General features: G+C 57.2%; 13 protein-coding genes. 5 read left to right on the top strand and 8 right to left on the bottom strand.

Going from position 1 to position 18,251, the window contains the following annotated elements:
- Positions 1-107 precede the first annotated feature (107 nt).
- The 5 genes from HMPREF9710_RS09450 (at position 108) to rfbC (ending at position 4,445) form a co-directional block, all read left to right on the top strand.
- Positions 108-761: a hypothetical protein gene (locus HMPREF9710_RS09450; RefSeq protein ID WP_005665830.1), complete on the top strand. Its 654-nt coding sequence runs from the start codon at positions 108-110 to the stop codon at positions 759-761.
- 270 nt (positions 762-1,031) lie between these two features.
- Positions 1,032-2,108 carry a dTDP-glucose 4,6-dehydratase gene (gene rfbB / locus HMPREF9710_RS09455; RefSeq protein WP_005665831.1) on the top strand — a complete coding sequence of 359 codons (1,077 nt, stop codon included), beginning with the start codon at positions 1,032-1,034 and terminating at the stop codon, positions 2,106-2,108.
- Entirely contained in the window at positions 2,105-3,010 is a 906-nt protein-coding gene (rfbD, locus tag HMPREF9710_RS09460) for a dTDP-4-dehydrorhamnose reductase (protein ID WP_005665834.1), read from the top strand. The genes rfbB and rfbD overlap by 4 nt, the downstream gene beginning before the upstream one ends.
- A complete protein-coding gene (gene rfbA, locus HMPREF9710_RS09465; RefSeq protein ID WP_005665835.1) occupies positions 3,007-3,900 on the top strand; it encodes a glucose-1-phosphate thymidylyltransferase RfbA in 894 nt (297 codons plus the stop codon). The genes rfbD and rfbA overlap by 4 nt, the downstream gene beginning before the upstream one ends.
- Positions 3,900-4,445: a dTDP-4-dehydrorhamnose 3,5-epimerase gene (rfbC, locus tag HMPREF9710_RS09470; RefSeq protein ID WP_005665836.1), complete on the top strand. Its 546-nt coding sequence runs from the start codon at positions 3,900-3,902 to the stop codon at positions 4,443-4,445. The genes rfbA and rfbC overlap by 1 nt, the downstream gene beginning before the upstream one ends.
- A 339-nt stretch (positions 4,446-4,784) precedes the next feature.
- Here the strand turns inward: rfbC and HMPREF9710_RS27060 are convergent, their stop codons facing one another.
- From HMPREF9710_RS27060 to HMPREF9710_RS09500, 8 genes are all read right to left on the bottom strand, one after another.
- Positions 4,785-6,614: a glycosyltransferase gene (locus HMPREF9710_RS27060; RefSeq protein WP_005665837.1), complete on the bottom strand. Its 1,830-nt coding sequence runs from the start codon at positions 6,612-6,614 to the stop codon at positions 4,785-4,787.
- Positions 6,615-6,825: 211 nt separating this feature from the next.
- Entirely contained in the window at positions 6,826-7,782 is a 957-nt protein-coding gene (locus HMPREF9710_RS27065) for a polysaccharide pyruvyl transferase family protein (RefSeq protein ID WP_005665838.1), read from the bottom strand.
- A 15-nt stretch (positions 7,783-7,797) separates the two neighbouring features.
- Positions 7,798-10,179 (bottom strand): glycosyltransferase, encoded by a 2,382-nt coding sequence (locus HMPREF9710_RS27815; protein ID WP_005665840.1) that lies wholly within the window; start codon positions 10,177-10,179, stop codon positions 7,798-7,800.
- A gap of 157 nt (positions 10,180-10,336) precedes the next feature.
- Complete coding sequence (locus tag HMPREF9710_RS09480) at positions 10,337-12,673, bottom strand: glycosyltransferase (protein WP_005665841.1); 2,337 nt, start codon at positions 12,671-12,673, stop codon at positions 10,337-10,339.
- Between the two features lie 16 nt (positions 12,674-12,689).
- On the bottom strand, positions 12,690-14,555 hold the full coding sequence (locus HMPREF9710_RS26525) for a glycosyltransferase family 2 protein (RefSeq protein ID WP_005665842.1): 1,866 nt from the start codon (positions 14,553-14,555) through the stop codon (positions 12,690-12,692).
- A gap of 171 nt (positions 14,556-14,726) precedes the next feature.
- Complete coding sequence (locus tag HMPREF9710_RS09490) at positions 14,727-15,758, bottom strand: DUF4214 domain-containing protein (RefSeq protein ID WP_005665843.1); 1,032 nt, start codon at positions 15,756-15,758, stop codon at positions 14,727-14,729.
- A 482-nt stretch (positions 15,759-16,240) separates the two neighbouring features.
- Positions 16,241-17,614: a chloride channel protein gene (locus HMPREF9710_RS09495; protein ID WP_005665844.1), complete on the bottom strand. Its 1,374-nt coding sequence runs from the start codon at positions 17,612-17,614 to the stop codon at positions 16,241-16,243.
- 148 nt (positions 17,615-17,762) lie between these two features.
- On the bottom strand, positions 17,763-18,200 hold the full coding sequence (locus tag HMPREF9710_RS09500) for a hypothetical protein (protein WP_005665846.1): 438 nt from the start codon (positions 18,198-18,200) through the stop codon (positions 17,763-17,765).
- Positions 18,201-18,251 lie beyond the last annotated feature (51 nt).

Consider the following 18,251-nt stretch of genomic DNA (forward strand, 5'->3'; position numbering starts at 1 on the left):
AAGCATGCGGCTTGCCGCGGTCATTATGCGCAGCGCGTGAGAAAGCACGCATTTTGCATGAAACCATTTTGGTATCCTGTCACGCTGATTGAACCTGCCAGCCTTTCATGCCATTCTGGATCCTGATCCCCGTTCTCGCGCTTGCACTGCTACCAGCGTACAGCGCGGCCCAGCCACAGCCTCAGGACACGGCAAGCGCCGCATGCTCTCACGACCGCGCGCGCCTGCTGGCCCTGGACGAGCACAGCTTCGACCAGGACTTGAGCGGCGGCTGGCGCGCGATTGCCGACAAGGGCGGCGAATGCGAACTTGTGGCGGCCGATCTGCTGCGCGATTACCGTCAGCTGCACAAGAACGATTCCACCATGCTGCTCTGGCACGAAGGACAGATGCGCGCCTTTGCCGGACAGTATGCGCAAGCGATCGAACTGATGCGGCGTTCGCGCGGGCCTGGAGAAGAAGACAAGGGCGGCTGGAAGGCGTACGTCGATGCCACGGTCGCTTTCCTGGGCCGGGACGAGGCCGCTCTCGAAAAGGCGCGCCAGCGGCTTGCCGCGCTCGCACCTCCCCCCGGGGAAAAGCTGGTCATCAAGGATGGCTACTTCGAGGTGAAAACGGCGGACGGCCAGACCCTGAACATGCGCTGGCCGCCGAATATCGATGTGGTCGAAGGATTGCAGAACTGTTTCGACCAGCCTTACAAGATTGCTTATGCGATGGAGTGCCGCACTAGAAAGACTCGGCCGGCGAACGAAACCTAGACGGGCTGCAGGGCATGGCAGAGTGGGGTGCGCGGTGCTTCCACATTGACAAAGTCTCTCGATCGCTCGGACAATGGTGCTGGATATTATGTTTGCAATCTCCAGCACGACCAAACGGATGCATGTACGCACGTGAAGCATGATCGCAGCAGGCTCCCTGTTGCGCCTGCGGTCTCAAGACCGAATGGTTCTCGTCAATGACAACTTTCAGACGCGAGCCGACGCCCCGGCCCGGCTCGACGTCCAACCAACTACCCAGGAATCGCGGGAATGACCATCCTCGTGACGGGCGGAGCGGGCTTCATCGGCTCGAACTTCGTCATCGACTGGCTGGCCCAACACGATGAGCCAGTCGTCAATCTCGACAAACTGACCTACGCCGGCAATCTCCAGAATCTCGCCAGCCTCGAAGGCAACCGACGCCACCACTTCGTGCGCGGCGACATCGGCGACGGCGCCCTGGTGGCGCGTCTGCTGGCCGAACATCAGGTACGGGCGGTGCTCAACTTCGCCGCCGAAAGCCATGTCGACCGTTCCATCGAAGGCCCGGGCGCCTTTATCCAGACCAATATCGTGGGCACGTTCAACCTGCTCGAAGCGGTGCGGGCCTACTGGAACGGGTTGGACGACAAGGCGCGCGGCGCATTCCGCTTCCTGCACGTGTCGACCGACGAAGTGTACGGTTCGCTCTCGGGCGACGCGCCGGCCTTCAACGAGCAGAATCGCTATGAGCCGAACAGCCCATATTCGGCCAGCAAGGCGGCGTCGGATCACCTGGTGCGCGCCTACCACCACACGTATGGCCTGCCGGTCCTGACGACCAACTGCTCCAATAACTACGGCCCGTTCCACTTCCCGGAAAAGCTGATCCCGCTGGTGATCCACAATGCGCTGGCGGGCAAGCCACTGCCGATCTATGGCGATGGCCAGCAGATCCGCGATTGGCTGTACGTCACGGATCACTGCAGCGCCATCCGCCGCGTGCTGGCCGAAGGCCGGCTGGGCGAGACTTATAACGTGGGCGGCTGCAACGAGAAGGCGAATATCGACGTGGTGCGCACCTTGTGCGCGATCCTCGACGAGCTGCGTCCGCGCGCCGACGGCGCATCGTATGCGGCGCAGATGACGTTCGTGAAGGACCGCCCGGGCCACGACCGCCGCTACGCGATCGATGCGGGCAAGCTGGAACGCGAGCTGGGCTGGCGTCCGGCGGAGACCTTCGACACCGGCATCCGCAAGACGGTCGAGTGGTATCTGGCCAATGAGGAGTGGGTGCGCAACGTCACCAGCGGCGCCTACCTCGAGTGGGTCGACCGGCAATATGCGGACGGACGGCCGACCGCATGAAGATCCTGTTGCTCGGCAAGGATGGCCAGGTCGGCTGGGAGCTGCAGCGTGCGCTGGCGCCGCTGGGCGAGCTGCGTGCGTGTGGCCGTGGCGAAGCCGATTTCGCCGTCCCCGAGTCGCTGCGTGCGCTGGTGCGCGATGTCGCGCCCGACGTGATCGTCAACGCCGCGGCCTACACGGCGGTGGACCGGGCCGAAAGCGACCGGGACGCCGCGCACGATTGCAATGCGGTCGCGCCCGGCGTCCTGGCAGAAGAAGCCGCTGCCCTTGGCGCCTGGCTGGTGCATTATTCGACCGACTATGTGTTCGACGGATCGAAAGAGGGCGCGTGGGTCGAGACCGACGCCGTCAATCCGCTGTCGGTGTATGGCCAGACCAAGGTCGACGGCGAGGAACGGATCCGCGCGAGCGGCGCCATGCACCTGATCTTGCGCACCAGCTGGGTATTCGCTCCGCGCGGCGGCAACTTTGCCAAGACCATGCTGCGCCTGGCAAAGGAGCGCGACTCCCTGAGCGTGGTCGCCGACCAGCATGGCGCGCCAACCGGCGCCGAACTGCTGGCCGATGCCACGGCGCTGGCGCTGCATCGCATCGCGGCCCTGGGGGCTGACGCGCGCCGCCTGTCCGGCACCTATCACGTCGCCGCAAGCGGCAGCACCACCTGGCATGCGTATGCCACACATGTGCTGGCGCAGGCGCAGGAGCATGGCGCGGTGTTGAAAGTGGCGCCGGATGCCGTGCAGCCGATCGCTACCAGCGCATTTCCGACGCCGGCCATGCGACCGGCGAACTCGCGCCTGGATTGCAGCAAATTTTGCGCGAGTTTCGGATTGGTGCTGCCCGACTGGCGCCACCACGTGAACCGCATGATCGCCGAGTTGTCGGCGCAAGGAAACCTATGAGCGAACCCGTGAAACGCAAGGGCATCATCCTGGCCGGCGGCAGCGGCACCCGGCTGCATCCGGCGACGCTGGCGATTTCGAAGCAGCTCCTGCCGGTATTCGACAAGCCGATGATCTACTATCCGCTGAGCACGCTGATGCTGGGCGGGATCCGCGACATCCTGATCATCTCGACGCCGCAGGACACGCCGCGCTTCCAGCAACTGCTGGGCGACGGCGCGCGCTGGGGCCTGAACCTGTCGTACGCCGAGCAGGCATCGCCGGACGGCCTGGCGCAGGCTTTCCTGATCGGCGAACGCTTTCTTGGCGATGCGCCGTCGGCCCTGGTCCTGGGCGATAACCTGTTTTATGGGCATAACCTCCATACCTTGCTCGACCGCGCGAACGCCCGTACCGATTGCGCCAGCGTCTTCGCCTATCATGTCCAGGATCCCGAACGGTATGGCGTGATCGAATTCGATCGCGAAGGAAAGGCCGTGAGCCTGGAAGAGAAGCCAGCCGTGCCGCGCTCGAACTACGCGGTCACGGGGCTGTACTTCTACGACGAGAACGTGGCGCGGCTGGCGCGCACGCTCAAGCCGTCCGCGCGCGGCGAGCTCGAGATCACGGACCTGAACCGCCTGTACATGGAAATGGGCAAGCTGCACGTCGAGATCATGGGCCGCGGTTATGCCTGGCTCGATACCGGCACCCACGAATCGCTGCTCGATGCGAGCCAGTTCATCGCGACGATCGAGCACCGGCAAGGCCTGAAAGTGGCATGTCCGGAAGAGATCGCCTACCGCAAGGGCTGGATCGACGCCGCCCAGCTCGAGACGCTGGCGGACCCCATGAAGAAAAACGGCTACGGCCAATACCTGTTGCGTGTTTTGAAAGAAACGGTGTTTTGATGCAGATTACCCGCTTGGCCATTCCCGACGTCCTGCGTATCGAACCTCGCGTGTTCGGTGACGAACGCGGATTCTTCTACGAGAGCTTCCACCAGGCCCGGTTCGAGGAAGCGATCGGCCGGCAAGTCACCTTCGTGCAGGACAACCATTCGAAATCGGCGCACAACGTGCTGCGCGGCCTGCATTACCAGATCCGGCAGCCGCAGGGCAAGCTGGTGCGCGTCGTCGCCGGCAGCGTGTTCGACGTGGCGGTGGACTTGCGCCGCTCGTCGTCGACGTTCGGGCAGTGGGTTGGAGAAGTGCTGAGCGCCGAGAACAAGGCGCAGATGTGGGTGCCGGAAGGGTTTGCGCACGGCTTCGTGGTGCTGTCGGAGTCGGCTGAGTTCGTGTACAAGACGACCGATTATTATGCGCCGGAGCACGAGCGGTGCATTTTGTGGGATGATTCGACCTTGGCAATTGAGTGGCCAAATTCCATAGTTCCAATCGTTTCAGCAAAAGATAAAGAAGGAAAAGCATTTTCGATGGCTGATATTTTTCCCTAAATAAGATGATAGCTACGTCAATACGTATCTTCAAAATTCAATCTGCTAATCGATAGGGAATTCTAATTGGGGTGTCATGCATTAATTTTTCATCGTCCTTCAGTCGACTTATATTTATAAATTTCGTATCAACAAATGCCGCCGCTATACTGTGTCGGCAATAAAATGCGCAGTACTCTACAGTATTTACTCGCCTATATCCAAGCGATAGCTTAAATTTTTCCCTCTTCTAATGGTTCAAGAATCCATTGAGCGTTATTTGGGTCTGTAATTCTAGCGCGAGTAAATAATTTCGTTAGATGAAGGGGGATTTTTGTCTGACTTGGGTTCCGCATGACTTCATAGATGAGTGCGGCGAATTTTGTTAAGCTCAAAATTGTAAATTTCACCCACAGTGCGGAAGTTATAACTACTTTGGATTTTTTGTTGTGCTCTACGTACGATAGATTTAAACTCGTCGGGCCTCTCAACCACTGCGCGCATGCAAAGTGCTGCGTGAGAAATATTTGGGTTAGCCCAAAATTTCCCATCTCCGTAAGTGTAGTCACCATCTTCGAGAGGAATCGGCTCGAAATCGACCAAATAGGAATTTAGATGATTTGTATAGTCTAGATTTCCTGAGTAGGCTGTCGTGATAACTGGTGTTCCTAGTAACATTGACTCGGCTATATTTCGTCCAAAACCTTCCGCTCTATGTAGGGAAATAAAACAATCACAAACGTTATAGAGAGCGACCAAGTCCTCTCTGCTTAAAGTGCGTTCGATAATGTGAATTCGAGGATCAATTCCACTTAGCGAACGCAGTCTTTCCCACTCAGAATTATAACTTCGAGGTGGATGAACTTTGATGACTAATCCAACTTTTGACGCGTCCGGATATTTCGTTAGCGGAAAGGCGGATAAAAACGCATCTACACAAGCAGATGGATTTTTTCGCTTCGCGCTTGAGTTCAAATCAAAGCTAAAAAGAAAAAGAGTCGCGTACTCAGGTAGACCAAAGTTTGTTCGTGTGAGCGCACTTTGTTCTGGGACCGCCACTGCCATTGGAAGGAGCTTTACTGGAATCGGGCTGCGGGAGAAGATTGATTTGTAACTGTGCATGCTTGAAGCCCACACTTCATCAACCAAAGAATAAAGGTGCTGCCATTCATGGGGCCATTCTTCGAGCTCCCAAGGCCAATATCCGATATTAAAGGTCGAAGAGAAGTGACGTGCTCCATTCTCCGCAAAATATCTGCCAGTTTCCAAAGCTGTTAAGCTGAAAATGTTTATGTCATGTTTGATCTCCTCGCAGACATATTCCAACATGGAAATGTCATTCTGAGGTACATCATTGCCAGGGCGAAAATTAATTAAGGCTGTGGGAATTCCTGCCGAGGTTAGGGATTTTGTAGCCATGCGAGCGTCCTCTCCAATTCCCAATTGTCCAAAGGCATATCCTATTACGTTTACGCCTTGTGACAAATTAAGTAGAGCGGGGGGCAGATCACTGCTTTTCGATAATTGAAGTAGTAGCCTCAGAGCAGGTGTAGTAAAAATCTCTTCATACCAGTTAAGATATTCCGATTTCATACCTGGCAATGGAAATGTATCTTGTAAATCTTGTCTCGCTTCATATACAAGTTTTTGGATACAGTTAAGCCCTGCCACTTCGCTCGGTGAGTAAAAATACTCTTTCTGCCAGTCCGGCATAGGTATATCGCTCAGTCCAGTCTCGTCGCGACCATGCGTCAAATACCATAGTACAAATTGTGCGCGGCCCATACGATGTGCCAAATCGAATGGCAGATCCTTTCTACCTTGTTTCACCAGTAGCATGAGCTTGGAAATTGCGTGTATCGGGTCGGTTCTAGTAAAAGAAGTCGCAATATCCGCCTTGTTTGAAAGACGCGTCCAATATGTGTTCGCTTCCGCAAGAGCTACGTATTCATGCCGTCCATGACATACGCACCACATTAAAAAGTCCAGCCTACTAGTGACGGTATCTAGTGGGAAACTCTTCTGAAGATCGGCCTCACGAAACTGCCAGATCAGGAGCATCACACCTAATATAGGCGCAGGCAATCCGTCAGATAAGGTATCGACAGGTTCGTAATATCGGTGCCATCGTTGTGGCTGGTTGCCGTCAATGAAGTCCATATGTAAGTTAAGATGTTCAATCGGATTCATGGTAAACTTCTAGGCAATTCAAAAATGGCAGATTGAAATATCTCGACTGGCTAAGGGTAGATCGCCTGTACAGAAAGCGGAACTTAATGCTATAAACAAAGTCAGGTATCAAACGAAAGTGATAAAGAAATGACGTGGCATCGTCGCGAAGCATTACATCAGAATACTTTTACTCCGTATAGACCACCTAAGGGAGCGATTCGAATTTCGCTCACACTTTAAGATTGTCAATAGTTGATGGAATGGTGGTATAGTCCTGATACCCATTAATTGAAAAGGGTAAAGCGTTTAGTAGGTTATTGCTTATAGAATTCCATTTTGAATAGGGTTCCCAGCTACGCTCCAAGAACCTTTGGGCTTCTTCTACGTTAACGCCGTCAGGCGGACACACATAAACCGGGGCCGTTGTCCTGCCTAATCCTGAATAATAGTCACGGATTCGGTGGTCTATATCTACCGTCGCATCAAATATGTTGTAAACGCCTGATCTAAATGTTCCGCTTGTAAGATATGCGCACGGAATGTCAAAGATATCGGCAATAATAAGTCCATGCAAGCTCCGAGAGAGAATATATTTGTAAGATGCGATTTCTTTCACCTTCGCTAGAACGTCCTTAGCTGTCGGAAGCGTTATTGGCGAAATGATCGATAGATCTTCCGAACCGAGCTTGTAGTGATGAAGGTCATCTCGCGTACTCGCGGTATTGTCATAACGTGTTAGCTCGGAAAGATGGCACACCAACCCAATCTTTCCTTGCTTTTCTCCTTTGATATATGTGTTCAGCATTCGTCTTAAAAGTATTGCTGGATCGCCATAAGTCGCGGGAACATCAATGCCGAATGCTCTTAAAGTATGTGCCGTAATCTGGCCACGGACAGCATGTATCCGGTAGAAGACATTTGTAAGCAATGGGTCAAAATAGTGGCGCTCATTGGGCATGGCGGATACACGTACATCTAATCCCGTACCCCATACATCGGCAGTGCCATTGCGAAAATCTTGAAGAATTGTGCCAATAGCTACAAGTTTGTGCTCGTCACTATCGAAATTGGAGTGTGAAATTTGCTCGCCCGTCAACAAATGCAAGATGATTGGATTCAAAGCATCGCCGAAATTTGCGTACGGTACGCGAGCAGTACTGGCTGCATAAGCAAGTTTTATTGGCATTATGTACGATCCTTCTTATATTAATAAACCCGCTTCACGTAGTGCATTGGTATATCGCTGCGATAGTTGTTCGTAGCAATAAAAATCTCGGAAGGCGTTATTTTTCTCTTTAGAAGCCACATCATCTCTTCCTTTGTAATGACAGTCAGTCATCAGTTGACTAAGCTTCTTGATATTTATTTCTGCCCATTGCGCGCCTGGAACTGGATAAACAAATTTTCCACATGGCACATCAATCAGCGAGTATTCAGCCATGATCATGTTCGACAATGGCGCAAAGTCTGTAACTCCGCTGTAACCAGTAGCAATAACTGTCTTGTCATAAAATAGCCCATATGCTGGCAAATAACCGAATCCTTCTGCTCGGTGGGTGGATACGATCACATCGACAGTTGCGACTAATTCGAACATCTCCTCATCAGTAATGTAAGAGTCGATCACAACGATGCGTTCGTCACCCGAAATTGCCTTTAATATTTGCGCCCACTGGTTAAAAGGATCACCCCAATGTCCTGGCTTGTGCGGCGTCGTCTTTATGATAAGTTGTACATTTTCCGTCCCTTGGAATGCTGTTTGGAATGCTCGCACCGCCGCAAGTGGATTTTTCCGCTCTAACCCAGAGTTTATGTCATAGGTGATAAGGAAAGACGTGCTCTCTTCTGATATCCCAAACTTTTTCGGGTTGGGCTTATCAAATTTTGGCACGGAGATGGCTTTGCCAACGTAACGAATTTTTTTTGAGCTATATGGGGAGTAGATCTGCTTGACAAATGACGTAGGAGCCCAGATTTCATCAACCAGTTCAAGACCAAGCAAGTGACATTCTGGGATTGTTTCTAATTCCCAAAGATAAAAGCCTACAACATATGCTTGATCGAGATCAATGTGCTTCGACAGAGCAGCTAGAGCTTCTGGAGCCTTATCTGCATTAATGTGTAGAATTACTATGTCACGCACCAGCGGTGATGCCGCGGATTGAGCCATATTGCCAGTGACATTTAACATGCTCCCATCAGGTAGCACCTTATGCGTGGGAATTCCCGCCATGTTAAGTGCTTTAACCGACATATGTGCGTTTTTAGTCAGGCCGCTCTCGTAATCCCAATGAGAAATGACGTAACATTTTCCGTCTTTTACGTTATTCTCATTGCTTTGAATCGTGGGCGTAGGATCAAAATATAGATTGTGAGCAGGATATAAAGGGAGCCATTTCGATTTGAACCATCGATTAATTATTTCTGCATCATCAACTGGCTTACTCTCGCCAGGCTTGATGTGAGATTTTATATAGTAAGTCCAAATCAACAACGCAAATCGGCTGACGCTTCCATTAATTACGTCAACTTTATGCTTGAGGAATGAAATTACTTCTTCACCCATCAAATGTGCTTCATCTTCCTGCGCATGCAGAGCGACATCGAACAAAAAGGCGAGGTAGTGAATTGGCTTGTCGATCTCATAATGATTCGAGTAAGATCGTCTATATTTTATTTCCCCATATTTGCTCATTCGAGGCAGGCGTATGCCATTTAAGAGGGAAAATTTATTGATATTAGATGTTAGCCAAACAGGTAGGATGGATTTCTCTAGCGGGACATTGGTCGCGAGCAGTGTGCTAATGAATCCAAAGAAATTTTCTTTACTGTCCAGTTCTATGCAATTCAGCTTAATTGCGTTTCGATGTAACCATAGTGAATACGCCATCGAATAATGTGACATATCCGGAATTGCTGGGAATGCAGGTGCAAAAATCGAGCCTAACGCCGTTGTTGGCAAGTGCTTCTTTACAGGTGAGTGATAATCGAATAAATACCACGCGATGTTATCCATTACGTGATGTGATTGATTGTCAAAAAAACCTGCACCTCCTTGACGCTCCATTCCAAATGACCATTCTAGAATTGACGGAAGGTTCGTTGGAGACAGTGATCTTTTAGAAAATGATTTTCTCAGGCGGTTGGATGGTTTAAGATTTGACGTAGCATTGGCCTGATTTTTTAAATTTATTTCTTTGAATTGGCGGTATTTTTCGAAACGGAAGGTGTTTGTTAACTGAGTTATGCAACGGTCCCATTCCTGCGGGCTGTATTTGCTGCCTTCTAGAACATGGTCAGTATGTAATACACGCACCTCAAGCGGGCCTTGCTCCGCTTCTGGTGTCAATGGAATTCTGAACGCACAGGAGCCATTGCCGACCTTGTGTGCGACCAAGTCTTCTCTGCCTATATTTGCGCTCCCACTTGCTATTAGATCATCATCTGCGTAGACACCTAGCGCAACCGGCTGATTAGGCTGGGCTTTAAAAAAAATCCACCCGCATGCCGCGCCGTCGAGGTACCCATCAAAATGATATTGAAACTGTGTAGAAGTGTCTGGAGTATTTGAGGTCGTTGTCATTTTCAGGATATTGGTAGCGCGAGAGACAAGTGGCGGCTATTAGTTGCAGAATTTTGATGATTCTCGCATTTATTTATTCGTCGGCATTAACCATTGAATTATGATTATTAATCTTATAATTTATTGTTCAAATTGGTTAATCGATGTGCAATTATTTTTATATATGAGAGATGGTATTTCTCCTGGGGCGTCGGCTACGTGCTGGGATCGCAAGTCCTCCAAAAGCACTGCTATTCGGATCTAGATTCAAACTTGGGTGGTATGCGGGGTCATCAGAAAGAACTGCAGACCACTTTTTACGTAACTGATCAATTTCACGTTGCGAACGCGCCTTTTTCTGTGGCGTGTCCTCATTGCCTCGGCTGGCCGACTCTGCATGCAATAATTTTGCATACGGTGTCCAGACAATCGCCATCCCAGCTGCTCGTACCTTCAAGCATAGGTCGACGTCATTGAATGCCACCGGGAATGCAATCATATCCATTCCGCCAAGATCAAAAAAATCCTGCCGGCGCAAGAACAAGCAAGCTGCTGTACAACCGCTGACCTGCTGCACAAGCTGATTTCGTCCATGATTGCCCCAATCTGCGTCAGCTAAGCGATTGCCGAAATGCCCTGCCACATCTCCTACACCAAGTAGCACTCCGCCATGCTGCACCATGCCGTTAGGCCAAAGCAGCTTGGCGCCTACTGCACCGATTTCCGGTCGAAGCAGTTGGGCTACGATCTCGTCTAGCCAGCCTTCATGCAGCGCTTCAATGTCATTATTGATCAAGCCAACAATGTCGCCACTGGCCTGTGCGATCGCCCGATTGTTGAGGTCCGCATAGTTGAACGGCCCTGGCATCGACAGAACGCGTATTCCTTGTTGCGAGACCTCCGCAAAGTAGTTGTGCGTTGCGTCATCTGCGGAGCCGTTGTCGATCACAATGATCTCAAGTTTTGGCCATGCGGTGAACTGCTGGATAGTGCTGATGCAACGCTGCAGCAGGTCGACGCGGTCGCGGGTGGGAATTACAAGGCTAACAGTCATGTCTCGCGCACTTTCCGGCAGCAAATACCGCACGCGGCGGGCTGCATGTGTAACGTCAGTTGGCAGCTTTTCCAGCTCTTCGATTCGTGCCATCGGTTCCACGTCGCGCAGTGCGCGTGAAACCGCGGTGAAACGCGTGCTACGCTCATCCGCGCTGAGTGGCGTCAGCATGCGATACAACACGCGCGGTACATGTACTACGCTGGTCGAGCCCACCGCCCATACTGACGCAAGTGCGGACCATGCGAAATCCGCAGGCGTACGTATTTCCTGCAGGCCTTGCGCCACACCGCGGCGTATCAGCAGCAGTTCCAGCGGATAGTCGCTAGCCACCGCATAGTCGGGATTCCACGCCGGCTTGAGCCAAGGCGTGCCGTCAGTTTCGCTGTCGGTATAAACCACCTGCGCCTGTGGCAGCGCGAATCCCTCTAACGCCCAAGCCAGCGCATGCGGCGCCAAGGTGTCTCCGGCACGCACGCAGCAGACAACGTCGCAGTTCGATTCCAGCGCCTGTGCCAGCAGGGCCGCGAATGGCTGGCCGGAGAAGGCTTTCACAGTCATGCCGTGTTGCAACTGCAGGCTGGCCAGCGTGCGCTCCAGCGCCGCCGCATCCGTATCGCCCGTCACGATCACGGCGGTAGTCAGTGTCGGCAGGATGGCCGGGCCTTCGCGATCGAAGCGCGCCGACCATTCCGGCCAGGCCGACATCGGCAGACTGCGCGGCAGGTGACGTTGATAGATATCGGCCACCTTCAGCAGCAGTTCGTCGGCATCGTCCGGCAGCAAGCCGACGAGGCCATCCATCGAGCAGCAGACCGTCAACGGGCTGCCGTTCAACGGCCGTCCCTCGTCATCCACCACGCGCACACTGTGCATGGCGCCGTCCGCCAGTGACGCCGGCAGGGCGAGGTCAAAGCCATGCGCGCCGTCGACATAGCCGCGCATCGACGGATGAATGATGTTGGCAGCGGCTTGCGCCACCATCTCTTGGCCGACGAACGCGCGCACCGTCACGGTTCGTTTCTGGTCTGCCGGATCGAGCGCCCACCCATGCAGGCGCAGGCCGCCGTCGCCGACGACGGTATTGATGGCGGCCGCTGGCGCCTTCGGTTCTTCGAGTCGGAAACTACCTGTCAACGTGACCTCGGTGTTGGCCACGCGTGCCGAGATCACGCCGCCAGACGACGCCGGGAGCGCACCAAGATCGGCCACGAAGCCATGGCACAGGTCCGGAGCGCCCAGCGCTTCCAGCTCCGCAGCCAGATCGGTGCGCGCCACGTCAGCCAGGATGCAGGCGACCGGCACATCGTCACGACAGATTTCCACGATCACGCGCATGTCGGGACGCGTGCGATCGAAGGCCCACCCGTACACCAGCTGTTTGTACATGCCATCGAGCGCACCATGCCAGCGCGCGGCGCCGATAGTCGCCTCATCAAGAATTTCGGTTTCGTTTTTCATTCAGGGAAAGCAGGTATCAGGCGGCCTTGGCGCCTGCGTTGCGGGTAAGCCAATCGTTCAGCCAGGCGGCGGCATCGAAGCCGTCGTCGAGGAGCACGGGACGCAGCTTGGGAGGCAGGCCCGCAGGGTCGTCGGTCAGCACGGCGCGGCAGCCGGCAACCTGGAGCAGGCGTACGTCGTCCAGCAGCGGCAGGGCATCGCCCTGCAGTTGCGGCACGTGGTCGACCACGCCGGTATGAAGGAGTGCGTCGCTCGCGCGACCGATCACCAGCAGCCGCATACGCAGCTGCGGTCGGCTGGCAATCATGCGCGCCAGCGCCAGCACTTGTCGCGCCGCCGGCGCCGGCGGGTCGTGCCGCCAGACCGCGATGCGCTGCATGGAGGAAGGCAGCGCCGGCAGCGTCGCCGGCAAAGGCTTCTTCGCCACGGTCTGCGGCAAGGCGGCGGTGTGCTGCGCCGCATCGGCCTTGCGCAGCCAGCCGGATGCGCGCGACTGTGCGAGCGCATCGCGCAACTGAAGGCGTGCGGCGGCCAGCGGATCGCCGTGCTGGAAGGCGGTAAATTCGGAGTAATAGTCGGGATAGCGCGCCACCACCACGCCCCGGTTCTGCGCCACGCGCAGCGTCTTCTCGGCACGGAACGACACCGTACCTTCGTGCGCGACGAACACGCCGGTGGCCTGCAGGTGGCGCCAGCCGGCCGCGCGGGCGCGCATGCACCAGTCGACTTCTTCGCCGTAGCCGCGGATCAGCGCGGTGCCGTCGAGCATGCCGATCGCGTCGAGCACCGTGCGCCGGATCAGCATCGTGAAACCGCAGCAGGACGGCAGTTCGATGTCGGCGCCGCCCGGGGCGGCGCGCACTTCGGCCGCCACCTGGTCGAGCAGCGCGAGTTCGCGCGTGTCCGGGGCGGGCGCGGCCTGGCTCATCACCGGGAAGCTGCTGATCTCGCCGTTATTGGTCCAGGGCGTGACCGAGGCGACGTCCGGTGTCGCGTACAGGGCGCGCGCCAGGCGGTCGATCCAGTCGCCGTGCACCTGGGTGTCGGCATTGAGCAGCAGCACGTCGTGGTCCGGATGGGCGCGCATGCCGCGATTGACCGTCTCGATGAAACCGAGGTTGCAGGCATTGCGCAGCAGCGTGATGGCGCCGGCCGCCGCCTGCTTGTCGAGCCAGGCGGAAAGCGCGGGCTCGGGACTGCAGTCGTCCACCACCACGATCCGCGCCGGCGTGCCGTTGAGCGGCAGGCTGGTCTTCACGCTCTCGATGCAGGCGCGCACCAGCGCCAGCTCGCGGTAGACGGGAATCACGACCGATACCGGCCGAACGTCGGTATCGGCAGGGTTCGTCGCGGCCGGCTCCGAGCCGGCGCGAACGGTCGGCGTCTCGTAGAACGCCAGCGGCGAGCCGGGCAGCAGTTGCCGGCGTCCGTCGGGTTGCAGCAGGGTGACCGACCACACGGTGCCGGGGCGCGGCGGCGTCAAGCGTACGCGGGCGCCGTCGCCGGGCACCTCGAACTGGTACTGGGTGGTCTCGTCGGACAGCAGCAGGGTCGCGCGTGGCGCGCCATTGCCGAGGAAAACCATCGCCTCGATCGCGTCGTCGTTCTTCCAGCAAGCGCCGGTATGGGTGACGCCGGCCGCGCGCAGGATGGGCATCAGGCTTTCGTGGCGCCCCGCGCGGCAGCGCGCGGGCAGGAATGCCGGGCCCAGGCTGGCGACGTCGGCGCGGCCGCCGTCCTTCAGCCAGGCCTGCAGCATGACGTCCTGCAGCAGGGGATTCTCCGCTTCGCTCAGCCATGCGGCGTGCCAGGCGCGAGAGGCCATGAACGGATAGGCCGTTTGCAGGATCTTGGCGCGCAGGATGGCGGGAATGCGGTTCATGGGCAAGCGGCGGCATACGTATTCGGCGGCCAACAGCGCATCGGCGTGCTGGCCAGCCGTGAACAATTCCACAGCTCGCGTCAGAAGTGCATCGTCCCGCAGGCGAGACGTGCACGTAGAGAGGAAAAAGGGGGCAGGGCCCCCTTTTGGGTGTTGCATCGTGCTACTTAATTACACGGTTGGGTCGATGATGGTGACCGTACCGACGATCTCCACTTCGGCGCCGTCGACCGACGCTTCCGCGAACGCGGTTGCCACGTCAGCGCGCGAAGCACCGTCTTCCAGGCGATCCAGCCAGTAATCGGCGCCGGCTGCATCGGCTGGACGGCCGAACAGGCCTGCGTACAGGGCGTCGACGAACTCGGCGTCGTCCTGGTCCTTGGCGGTGTACTCGGCCGACTCCAGGAAGCCCGAAGCGATCGTGTGCAGGGTGGTGGTGCCATCGGCGTGGTCGTACCAGAACTCCAGACCGCCGGCGTCCGCGTTACGGCCCAGCAGTGCGTGGTACAGGTTGGCCACGGCTGCCTGCTTCTCGTTGGCAGCGAAGATCAGCACGTCGTCGCCATCCAGCTGGACGAAGTCGACGTCGCTCATGGTCACCGACACGCCGGTCGCGGCGTTGACGATGGTGGCTTTGCCGCCTTCGGTGGTGATGACGAAGTCTTCTTCGGCGCCCGCTGCCTGGACGACGGTCTTGTCGTTGCCCACGACGGTGCTGCTGCCTTCGGCTGCGATCACCAGGGTGCGGCCCGAACCTGCGACGACGGTGTCTTCGTCACCGGCGACCACTTGGGTGTTCACGCCATCGGCGATGGTGATGGTGTCGGCGCCTGCGGTGCCCACCACGACGCGCGCGATCTCTTCGCCGGCCACGGTCGCTGCCGACGAGTTGCCGGTTGCATCTGGTGCTGGAGCGGTGCCGATGGTTGCGTCAACGCCGCCATTGCCCTGGAAGAAGATCGCAGGGACGTCACCGGTCACGGTGAGGGTGGTCTGCTGGGTAGGCGAGGTCTCGATGAACACGACATCGACGCCTGCTGCCGCGGTGATCGTGGCATTGTTGGCGGCGGTGACATTGTCAGCAACAACGGTGCCGCTTGCTGGCAGCAGGTCCAGAATGCTTGCAATGGTTTCATCGCTGAAGAATTGCGCCGAGGTAGCTTTCAGCTGGTTGCTGATCGCGGTGGCGTTGGTATCGTACATGTACTACTCCTAAGTAGGATCAAAATTCCCGGTATGACCGGACGCTCCAGGCGCACAAGCACTGCCTGTGGACCTTGCTTGCGCACCCTAGATATCGTGGACCCGTCGTGACAGGGGCGGCTCCCGATGCAATGCTGCAAACGGGAAATCGATACAAATCGAAGAGTTCGGCACGAGCTTCGCCGGCATTGCCATGGGCTAAGTTGAGAGCGTTATCAATACAGGCCAACAACCTCGGCCCCACCGATTCACGGAGTTTCCATGATGCAGTGCGCAATCGTCGGGGATTCTACATGGATCGTTCTTCAACAAAACTCTCCGATTGTTTCATGGTCATAAAATGTATTCAATTGTGCATGATGTATTTACGCAAAAATGAAACAAGATTATGAACAGATACATGTACTATACCAATAGTATTCCTTTTATGAAACATTTTCGGGCGAAATTGGTGCCGTGCCGCATCGACATTTTTTAGATCACTATCGATCATGCCGGCCGGCATCGCTGGCGTCAGCCGCGTCGTTCGTATCACGCTGCGGCCGCGGCGGCAACTGGATTGCCGCCAGCGCCCCATACAGCGGTGGGCCGAGCACGCGCGACACCGTGCTCGCCACGACCGCGCAAGCCATCAGGCTCAGCACCATGCCATGCCCGTCGACCATCTCCATGACGATGATGAAGGCCGTCAGCGGCGCCTGGGTCGCCGCAGCGAGGAAGCCGACCATTCCCAGCGCGATCAGCGCCGGAGCGTGCGGATAGCCGGTCAGCACGGCGATGTCATGGCCCAGGGCGGCGCCGATCGACAGCGATGGCGCGAAAATCCCGGCCGGCACCCCCGACCACGCGGTCAGCCAGGTGGCCACGAACTTGAACAGGGCGAATGCGACCGGCACGCTGGCTTCGTTCTCCAGCAAGCCGCGGGTCGCCTCGTTGCCGCTGCCATAGGTGGCGCCCCCGCTGACGATGCCGATGATGGCGACCACGAGGCCGCAGCCGAGGGCGAAACGCACCGGGTAGCGGGCGCGCCAGCGGCTGGGCAGGTCGGGAGAGGTTCCGCGCAGGCTGGCCAGCAGCAGCCGCGCGAACAGGCCGCCGGCGAAGCCGCACACCATGGCCGCCAGCAAGCCCGGCCACAGCAGGGCCAGGCCGATCGGTCCGGGGTGGATCACGCCGAAGTGGGGGCCGTTGCCGTGAACCGAGACGGCGATCAGGCCGGCCAGCACGATGCCGGCGACGATCAGGCCGCTGTTGCGCTGCTCGGGCGTGCGCGACAGCTCTTCGATCGCGAACATGATGCCCGCCAGCGGGGTATTGAAGGCGGCGGCGATGCCGGCCGCGCCGCCCGCCACTAATAAAGAGTGCGCGCTGATGCCGCTGCGCCGCGGCAGCCAGCGCCGGGCCGACAGCATCACGCCGGCTGCGATCTGCACCGACGGGCCTTCGCGCCCCAGCGACAAGCCGCCCAGCAGGCCGGCCGAGGTCAGGCCGATCTTGGCCAGGCTCAGCTTGAGCGACACGAGGAGGGGACGGCGTCCGCCCGACAGCGCGGGATCGAGCGCCGCCATCACTTGCGGGATGCCGGAGCCGCCGGCGCCGCGCACATAACGGCGCGTCACCCAGACGATGGCGGCGCAGCACAGCGGCGTCCAGAGCAGCGGCGCCCACCATGCCATTTCATTGAGTTGCTGGAATTGTCCGAAGGCGGATTCGGCGAGCCAGGTGAAGGCCACCACGACCAGTCCGGCGATGGCGGCCATGCTGACCACGACGATCCGGGTGCGCCAGAGGTGGGGAGAAACGAATTCACGCCGGAAGGCGGAGCGCACATCGTGCGAAGAGGGTTCGGGCGCCATGATGGCCGGGAATTTATCGGAGCCATCATTATAAACATTTGGACGAATGTATTGCTGTTCGGCGTGCAATCAGGACGCCGAAATATGCCGTGGTATCCGCCCCGCCACATTGGCGGGGCGACACGCTGCTGGAACTGAGCTTTGTAAACTACCGCGGGCCATCCCCCGGCGTCCCCGAACTCTCGGCGCCCTCGGCCAGCCGCTCGCTGATCTTGTCATCGCTGGCACGTCCCACATAATCCTGCGTCGCCCGGTCGTAGTGGGTGCCGGGCGAGCCGCCGGTCGCTGCGCCGCCGATCGCCGACTGGCCGTTCTGCCTGTCTTCGGACTTGCCCAGCACGCCGCCGGGAATCGGCCCGGATGCATTGCCATGGCTGCTCTGCGCCGCGCCGGCCGGGCCGACGTTGCTTTCGGGCGAAGCCTTGGCGAAGTTGCTCTGGATGCCGGATTGCTGGTTGCCCGAGCCGATGCTCGAGGTGCCGTTCGTATCGTCGGTCACGAAGCCCGCATAGGAATCGGCGCGGCCCTGGCGCAGGTCCTGGTCCGGATTGTCCTGCCGGGTGTCCTTCGGTTTTTTATCTTCCATGATGCCCTCCTTGGCACAGCTGACAAAATGACCAGATGGGACCGCGGGTCG

Origin of the sequence: Massilia timonae CCUG 45783, from assembly GCF_000315425.1 — a bacterium.
Classification (GTDB): domain Bacteria; phylum Pseudomonadota; class Gammaproteobacteria; order Burkholderiales; family Burkholderiaceae_D; genus Telluria; species Telluria timonae.

Coding starts and splice junctions, on each gene's coding strand:
- HMPREF9710_RS09450 (WP_005665830.1), top strand. CDS start 108: ATGCCATTCTGGATCCTGATCCCCGTTCTCGCGCTTGCACTGCTACCA.
- rfbB (WP_005665831.1), top strand. CDS start 1,032: ATGACCATCCTCGTGACGGGCGGAGCGGGCTTCATCGGCTCGAACTTC.
- rfbD (WP_005665834.1), top strand. CDS start 2,105: ATGAAGATCCTGTTGCTCGGCAAGGATGGCCAGGTCGGCTGGGAGCTG.
- rfbA (WP_005665835.1), top strand. CDS start 3,007: ATGAGCGAACCCGTGAAACGCAAGGGCATCATCCTGGCCGGCGGCAGC.
- rfbC (WP_005665836.1), top strand. CDS start 3,900: ATGCAGATTACCCGCTTGGCCATTCCCGACGTCCTGCGTATCGAACCT.
- HMPREF9710_RS27060 (WP_005665837.1), bottom strand. CDS start 6,614: ATGAATCCGATTGAACATCTTAACTTACATATGGACTTCATTGACGGC.
- HMPREF9710_RS27065 (WP_005665838.1), bottom strand. CDS start 7,782: ATGCCAATAAAACTTGCTTATGCAGCCAGTACTGCTCGCGTACCGTAC.
- HMPREF9710_RS27815 (WP_005665840.1), bottom strand. CDS start 10,179: ATGACAACGACCTCAAATACTCCAGACACTTCTACACAGTTTCAATAT.
- HMPREF9710_RS09480 (WP_005665841.1), bottom strand. CDS start 12,673: ATGAAAAACGAAACCGAAATTCTTGATGAGGCGACTATCGGCGCCGCG.
- HMPREF9710_RS26525 (WP_005665842.1), bottom strand. CDS start 14,555: ATGAACCGCATTCCCGCCATCCTGCGCGCCAAGATCCTGCAAACGGCC.
- HMPREF9710_RS09490 (WP_005665843.1), bottom strand. CDS start 15,758: ATGTACGATACCAACGCCACCGCGATCAGCAACCAGCTGAAAGCTACC.
- HMPREF9710_RS09495 (WP_005665844.1), bottom strand. CDS start 17,614: ATGGCGCCCGAACCCTCTTCGCACGATGTGCGCTCCGCCTTCCGGCGT.
- HMPREF9710_RS09500 (WP_005665846.1), bottom strand. CDS start 18,200: ATGGAAGATAAAAAACCGAAGGACACCCGGCAGGACAATCCGGACCAG.